A 352-nucleotide genomic window follows, 5' to 3' on the forward strand; every position below is an offset into this window, starting at 1 on the left:
CATTAGTTGTAACCTGATAAGCATAACCAAAGTAAAAAAGTGATTTTTTAAACCCAACCATTGGGCCAATATTTAATGGTTTAAAAAACTGATCATTTAAAAACCTGTAACTTATACCACCCCAAATATAATCTTCTTTCCTATCGTATTTTCTAACTTTAAAATTCACATCGGTAGCCGAACGTTTATCACTTGTAAACATTTGATAGAAAATAGAAGGTTCAAACTCTAAGCCACTCTTTTTAGGTCCCAGAATGGTGTAACCTGCATATACTTGATAGTTTAAAAGTAAATTAGGTTCAAAAACTCTTTCAGATTCTTCAAGTTTTTTCTCTAATATGTTATTAACATT

General features: G+C 29.8%; 1 protein-coding gene. It reads right to left on the reverse strand.

From position 1 onward, the window contains the following. Positions 1–352: type IX secretion system membrane protein PorP/SprF (locus tag FUA24_RS07895; protein ID WP_148541206.1), on the reverse strand; the 352-nt coding region annotated here is incomplete at both ends.

Source organism: Seonamhaeicola marinus (assembly GCF_008085455.1).